Here is a 6,445-nt window from a genome sequence, read left to right as displayed (position 1 = left end):
ATTCTAAATTGAATAAGTGCATAGAGCGGGTTATTAGCTCAGTTGGTAGAGCAGTTGACTTTTAATCAATTGGTCGATGGTTCGAATCCATCATAACCCACCATTCTATGAGTAGTTTTAATCGACGGATTTACGTAGCTTTTTTCAAAGCAAATTTATATTAGAGCGGGTCATTAGCTCAGTTGGTAGAGCAGTTGACTTTTAATCAATTGGTCGATGGTTCGAATCCATCATGACCCACCACTCTCTAATACTTTCCTTTATATTCTTTTTTAAATTCCCATTTTATTTTTTATAATCAGCCCCGCTAGTTTGCTGTTATTTATGTTTATATTCTCGTATAATTCGCCGTAATTAATGCACTGTAGATAAGTGGTCGAGAACATGAGTCTAGCTCAAACTATTATGCCTGAAGGTTATATTTTCCCTCCTAAGCCAGCACCGTTAACACAAGACGAGCAAGGCGAATATAAAGCGCGTATTAAACAATTACTGAAAGATAAAAATGCAGTACTTGTAGCGCATTATTATACCGATCCAGAAATTCAAGCCCTTGCTGAAGAGACCGGCGGCTGCGTTGCCGACTCGCTAGAAATGGCGCGTTTTGGTGCACGTCACGATGCCGATATGATCATCGTAGCGGGCGTAAAGTTTATGGGCGAAACAGCTAAAATCTTAACGCCAAATAAAACCGTCGTTATGCCAACGCTTGAAGCAACATGTTCGTTAGATATTGGCTGCCCAATAGACGAGTTTTCAGCGTTTTGTGACGAGCATCCTGATCGTAAAGTCGTTGTGTATGCAAATACCTCAACGGCTGTTAAAGCGCGTGCAGATTGGATTGTAACCTCATCATGTGCACTTGAGATAGTAGAGCACCTTGATGAGCAGGGCGAAAAAATTATTTGGGGCCCAGATAAGCACCTTGGTAGCTATATTCAAAAAAATACCGGTGCCGATATGCTAATGTGGAATGGCGCATGTATCGTACATGACGAGTTTAAAACAAAAGCACTTAAAGACATGAAAGCACTACACCCAGACGCGGGTGTGTTGGTTCACCCAGAATCGCCGGCAGAAATTGTAGCGCTGGCTGATGCCGTAGGTTCTACAAGCCAATTAATTAAAGCTGCACAGACAATGGACAACAAAAAGTTTATTGTAGCCACTGATCGGGGCATATTTTATAAAATGCAGCAGCTATGTCCAGAGAAAGAGTTTTTTGCAGCTCCAACAGCCGGTGAGGGCGCTTCTTGTAAAAGTTGTGCTCATTGCCCTTGGATGGCAATGAATGGCTTAAAAGCGATTGAAGAAGCTTTAATCGATGCTAAAGGTAAGGAAATATTTGTAGATATGGACTTACGTGAAGGCGCGCTTAAGTCACTTAACCGCATGTTGGACTTTACAGCAAACATGGCTAAGTAATATCCCAATGTATAAAAACGGCTAAGCCTATTGGTTTAGCCGTTTTTTTATGTCTTTTATAAATTACTGGTTGATAAATAGGCATTTAACGGTGCAAACTTAAAAATGCCTTGCACCTGTGTAACCTATTTCATACTATAACGCGCTGTTGCAGTGCAACACTTTGGAGAGATGGCTGAGTGGCTGAAGGCGCACGCCTGGAAAGTGTGTTTAGGTTAATCCCTAACGAGGGTTCGAATCCCTCTCTCTCCACCATTATTCTTAGAACCCAGTTATTTATATCGCAAGATGTATTAACTGGGTTTTTTAATGCCTAAATTAACTATCGACTAAATCAAGAGTTGATAAAATGGCAATAAGTTCATGTTTTTCTATTGGCTTCGACACATAGCCATCAAATAATTGTTTGTATATTTCTTTTTGTTCTGTAAACACATTCGCAGTTAATGCAATAACAACTTGCTCACTATCAAGTACTTTAATTTGTTTACACGCTTCAAGTCCGTCCATTTTAGGCATTTGAATATCCATAAAAATAATATCGGGCTTATGCGACTTGTACAGGGCAATTGCTTCTAAGCCGTTGTTGGCTATTACAACTGTTGCTTTAGTAGGTTCAAGCATGGTTGAGGCTACTAGTTGGTTTATTTTATTATCTTCTGCTAATAAAATAATTTTTTCTGATAAGTCAGGAAATTCTGCACTGCTTGTTTTTAATTCGCTTTCGTCTACTTTAGCTTGCTCTAAAGGTAGGTAAACGTAAAACTGGCTACCAGAACCTAACTGGCTTAATACTTTTATTTCGCCATGCATTAAACTGATTAGCGATTTAGTAATAGGTAAACCAAGGCCAGTGCCACCATATTCACGAGTGGTTGATTTTTCTGCTTGTTCAAAGCGCTTAAATAAGCGCTCAATTGCTTGCTCTGATATTCCTATACCTGTGTCTGAGACCTTGCAACATATTCTTTTTTCATCCGTTAAGTTAAAGCTTATCGTTACACCGCCTTGTGAGGTGAACTTAATTGCGTTGGAAATTAAATTTAAAAATATTTGTCTTAATCTAACAGGGTCGCCAATCCAGAATTTATGTTTAATATTAATTTCAAATTTAAAGTATATGTTTTTATCGTGTGCTTGTAGGGCTAAATCAGACTCTAAATGATGAATAAGTTCAAATAAATCAAAAGGCTTATGCTCAAGAGATAATTTACCTGCCTCAATTTTAGAAAAATCAAGAATATCATTAATAATGGTGGTAAGCGCTCGAGTTGAATACAGTGATTTTTTTAAATACTCTTTTGATTTTTCATTAAGCGGTTGTTCTTGTAATAGTTGTAGTGTACCAAGTATACCGTTCATTGGGGTTCGTATTTCGTGGCTCATGTTTGCTAAAAATTCAGATTTAGCCTGCGATGCTTGTTCAGCAAGTTCTTTTGCGTGACCGAGCGCTTGCTCGTGGTCAATTTGCTCAGTTAAATCATACGCAATACCTAAATAGCCAACGGTATCGCCTTCGTTATTTAATAAAGAAGTAACGCTTAAATTAACTTGTATGTGTTGGCCATTTTGGGTGACGTATGTCCATTGGTTAATATCTGGAGTGGTTGATGTTGCTTTAATCGTTAGTACTTCAATACCAGGGGTAACAGGGTGGTTTAACTCTTTAGTGAGTAACGTTGCTTTATTTACAACCTCTTCTTTTAAATGAAAGATACTTGGACTTTGAATGCTAATAATATCATCGGCTTTATAACCTAATAATTTCTCCGCTGCAGGGTTAAATAAAGTAATAACCCCTTGTAAGTCGGTTGCAATAATTGAGTAGCTAGTGCTGTTTACAATACTGCGCTGCAACATACTCATATCGGCTATTTCTTGCGTACGTTGTTTAACTTCGCTTTCTAGTTTTAAATTGGCTTGCTGTAATGCGAGCTTATTTTTTTTAGCCTGAAGCGCTTTTCTTTTAATCCTTTGGCTTCTTCTAAAAATAAACAATTGCATTAAAAAAGCGATAAACATACAGCCAATAGTGGCAAAAGAGCCATTAACAATGGCTTGATACCGATTAGGAAGATGAAGATTATAAATAAAGGCATCTGAGGCATTAATGGTAATTTTCCACGTTCTACCCATTAATTTTATTATTTTAGTTAATTGATAATGGTTAGTTTCGCTTTTTATGCCGTAACTAAAAAAATCAGTCTCAGTATTGTTATTTATATCACTTATCGTTAGTTGATTTTCATCAAGATGTGCAAGTGAGTCTAAAATTTTGTCGATTAATAACGGAGAATATGCCCAACCTAAAAGCTCATTAAGTCGCTGTTTTTTATTATCAGAAATAGTAATGGTTTTATATATTGGCACTAATATTAAAAAGCCTTGATGGGAGAGTTTATCTGCTTGTACTAAAGTCAGTGGGGCCGTTAATTGGGCTGTATTATTTATGGCAGCATTGAGTGCTGCTTGTTTGCGCATACTCTCTGATCCAATATCCAACCCAATTGCTTGTATATTTTTTTGCTCAGGAAAAATATATTGAATTATAAAATGCTCATCACTAGTTGCTACGAGTGTATTTAAATTAAATGTTTGATCGGGTCTATCGTTTTTTGCATCGGTTAAAAATTGATTTAATTGCTCAACGGCAACTTTTTTTATAAAACCAATACCATTAGCCCCAGGGAATTCTTTAGCGTAGTTACGACTACCAGAGTAGTTAGATATGGCTTGATAGTTTAGGTTATTTGCACCTATACCATGTACAAAGCCCTTTAAACCAAATAACCCATATTGATACAAATCGAGCCTACTGTTAATACCTGTAGAAAGCGAGGAGAGGCGGTTCTCAAGTGCATTGTTTATCTTATTGTTTATAGCTTCTTGATGTTTAATATGAGCAAAGTAGGTAAGTATGATGCCCGCAACTAATAAAATGACGTGAGGAAGCAATGAGATTAATAACCCTTTATTAACCGGCCGTGCTTGAGTCATTAATTAATCCTTTTCTATGAGTCGCAGTAGGTGTGTTTCTATTTTAATACCGTGATAAATATAGCACTTTTTAGATAGGATACAACTTTGTTCGTAATTAATAACTATATATTTAATAGGAGCTTGGCGCTGCTTTTATTCCTGTAAGTAATTTATATCTATTAAGTTATTTATAAATTATATTTCTTATATTAGATGAGTCACGAAGACCGTAATTTTAGGCGCTTTTTCTTATGTTTTGGGATACGGCGATTATGATTACTTGCGTTTAGCAATTAGTGTAGAGCCTAATTTTATATTTGCTAACTGCTAGCGCGTATAGATAGTTTATGCAAAAAACATTATGAAATGTCTAACTTTTGGCAAAGTAAACTATAGTTTAGTCTGATTAGTGAAACTATAGTTATTTTGGTGCTAGTTTGGCGCAAAAGTAAAAGATTAGTTGCTTTAGAGCAATATAAAACCGTAATTAAAACAAGGTAGCGGAGATAAATATGGCTCAACGGTTTTCTAGAATATTCGCAATAACAGGCGCAGTGTTAACTTGTGTTTCAATTCCTTCGTATGCTTCTTTTAATGGGCTTACTGAGCAAGACGAATTTAACATTAAATTAAGATCAATTTATTTTGACCGCGATTACGATAACGACGCCAGTGACGATTCAACCTTTGCACAAGGTATAGAGCTCAATTATCAGTCGGGCTATTTTAATGACTTAATTAGCTTTGGAGTGTCTAACTATATCGTGCTCAATTACAACTCAACCGGCAGCGCGCAAAATAATATTTTACCCGCAGGGGATGAAAAAGGCGGTGTAGACGATAGCTTTTCTAAATTTGGCCAATACTTTATCGACTTTAAATTAGGCGATAAGGGTCATATAAAAGTAGGCGGGCAAAAAACAAAAAGCATGCTTTTAAAAAGTTCAGGCAGCCGTGCTATCCCAAATACCTTTAGAGGTGTATTTGGAGATTACAAAATGGGTAATAGCAAAGTATATGGTTACGCTTATGATAAATGGAGCCGCCGCCACGATGACAAATGGGAAGACTTTTCAACCGACCAATCAGATAAGGGCGCTATAAGTGTAATTTGGGGTGTAGGCGCAAGTTACAAAAAAGATGCACTTAAAATTGACGCTGAATATTTAAACTCTCACGACTACCTAAGTAAAATGGGTTTAACAGCCAGTTACGATATTAAACTTGAGCAAAGTAAATTAACGCTTTCGAGTGGTGTGTTTGCCTCAAAGGACGATGGTGATTTATTTGTAACCAGCGCAGAAGGAGGCGATTTAGATGATGAAGATTTATCTGACGCAATTACTGGTTTAACTCAAAGTGAAAATGATGGATTTGCTTACTACTTAGATGCTAATTGGAAAAAAGATATTTGGACATTGGGTGCGGCGTTTACCAAGGTAAGCGATGCATGGATAGAAGATAACTTTAGTGGTGATCACGGTACTAATCCATTTCCTACACGCTCATTAATTGGTGCCGATTTAACAAACCAAAACGAAGTAACCTGGCAGGCGCGTATAGGTATTAATTTAAAAGCCGTTACATCGGGTTTAACCACTAAGTTTTATTACACAAGCGGTAGTGATGCAGAAAATTCAGCCCTTGGAAAAGCCGGTGGTACGGCAGATGAAAAATACTGGGCTGTAGATACTCGTTATAAAGTTGAGGCAATAAAAGGCTTAAGCTTACGTTGGTTGTTTTTAGATTACACAACCGAAAAAACAGGCAGTGTTGATGGTGTTAAAGGTGACAGGGCCGATCATCGAGTATATATGGATTACACTATTAAATTTTAAAATTACTTTTAACAAACCAATACGAATTTTATGAATTAGTTATATTAGGGCGTGAGCAAGACGCGGAAGCTTTGCTCGGCTTTTACTTATTCTTACTGGATGTAAGTCAGTAGGGTAACGCAGGAGCAGTTACCGAACCCACTAGATTACAAACCTTGTGCCGCGATTTAATTGCCTCTAAATTGAACAAATTTCAATCCGCA

Annotated in this window: 3 protein-coding genes and 3 tRNA genes; 5 read left to right on the top strand and 1 reads right to left on the bottom strand. The window is 37.0% G+C overall.

Annotated features, from left to right (window positions below; genetic code table 11):
* Window positions 1-27: 27 nt before the first annotated feature.
* The 4 genes from CWC11_RS18135 (at window position 28) to CWC11_RS18120 (ending at window position 1,680) form a co-directional block, all read left to right on the top strand.
* Window positions 28-103, top strand: a tRNA-Lys gene (locus CWC11_RS18135).
* 64 nt (window positions 104-167) lie between these two features.
* Window positions 168-243 (top strand) — tRNA-Lys (locus CWC11_RS18130).
* A 141-nt stretch (window positions 244-384) separates the two neighbouring features.
* Window positions 385-1,425, top strand: a complete 1,041-nt coding sequence (gene nadA / locus CWC11_RS18125) for a quinolinate synthase NadA (protein ID WP_104642874.1) — start codon at window positions 385-387, stop codon at window positions 1,423-1,425.
* A 165-nt stretch (window positions 1,426-1,590) separates the two neighbouring features.
* Window positions 1,591-1,680, top strand: a tRNA-Ser gene (locus tag CWC11_RS18120).
* 63 nt (window positions 1,681-1,743) lie between these two features.
* Here CWC11_RS18120 and CWC11_RS18115 read toward each other — a convergent pair.
* Window positions 1,744-4,422 (bottom strand): CHASE domain-containing protein, encoded by a 2,679-nt coding sequence (locus CWC11_RS18115; RefSeq protein ID WP_138683810.1) that lies wholly within the window; start codon window positions 4,420-4,422, stop codon window positions 1,744-1,746.
* 494 nt (window positions 4,423-4,916) lie between these two features.
* Here CWC11_RS18115 and CWC11_RS18110 point away from each other — a divergent pair, with 494 nt between their 5' ends.
* Entirely contained in the window at window positions 4,917-6,242 is a 1,326-nt protein-coding gene (locus CWC11_RS18110) for an OprD family outer membrane porin (protein WP_138683809.1), read from the top strand.
* Window positions 6,243-6,445 lie beyond the last annotated feature (203 nt).

The organism is Pseudoalteromonas sp. S3178 (genome assembly GCF_005886985.1).
GTDB lineage: Bacteria > Pseudomonadota > Gammaproteobacteria > Enterobacterales > Alteromonadaceae > Pseudoalteromonas > Pseudoalteromonas carrageenovora.
The sequence above is the reverse complement of the archived record's forward strand: the minus strand, read 5'-3'. Positions and strand labels throughout refer to the sequence as shown.